General features: G+C 66.2%; 1 pseudogene. It reads left to right on the top strand.

The window, feature by feature from the left end:
* Positions 1 to 321: 321 nt before the first annotated feature.
* Positions 322 to 801, top strand: a pseudogene (locus VBE63_RS30720) (hypothetical protein); the annotation flags it as partial.

The following is an 801-nucleotide window of genomic DNA, read 5'->3' as shown; positions in this document are numbered from 1 at the left end:
GCGGATTCGCAATCAATGGCTTAAGCGACGCTGGTCAGGACCGCTGCGCACCTGGACTCGATCCATAACGGTGCGCACCTGACGCGCAGCCTCGGCACAGCCTAGCCTGCGGTTCAGCACCGGCGCAGCAGGGAAAGATGCCGTTTTTCGGCATCTCTTGCCGTTTCGTGCCTGGGTCAGGGGCGGCATCCTCTTGTCGTGCTGTAGTCGTGCTGCAGTCGTGCTGGGGTTCCAGAGCGGCCCAATCGTGGCGCTGTCTGGGGCCTCTCGTCGGTGCTTGTCGTGCTGCAGTCGTGCTGCAGTCGTGATGGAGGATGCTCGATGGTGGTGGTCGGTCTCGATATTGGATACGGCAATCTAAAGCTCGCTGCCGGGTGCTGCGGCGAACCGCCGCTTGAACGGATGATGCCGGCGGTAGCGGCACCCGAGGCGCATGTCGCCGAGCGCCTGGCGGGCGCGCCGTCACGCACGCGCGATGGGCTTGCCGAGGGGATCAGGCTCTCGCTGCATGGCCAGCCCTGGATCGCTGGCATCAACCCGGCGCGGGTCTCGGGCTGGCAGCGAGCACTGCATGAGGACTATGCCGCCAGCGACAGTTATCAGGCTTTGGTGCTGGCCGCCCTGCAGTTGGTGGATGAACCGCACATCGACCGTCTGGTGACCGGACTCCCCGTGGCTCAGGCCAGCGATCCTGACGCGCGTGAGCAACTGCGCCAACGGTTGCAGGGCCGGCAGCGGCTGGCTAAGGGCTCGGTGGAGATCGCCGAGGTGCGGGTGATCGCCCAGCCGGTCGGCGCCTTC

It is taken from the genome of Lamprobacter sp. (assembly GCF_034860625.1).
Lineage (GTDB): Bacteria > Pseudomonadota > Gammaproteobacteria > Chromatiales > Chromatiaceae > Lamprobacter.
Note: the sequence above shows the minus strand (reverse complement) of the source record. Positions and strands in the feature narration are given on the sequence as shown.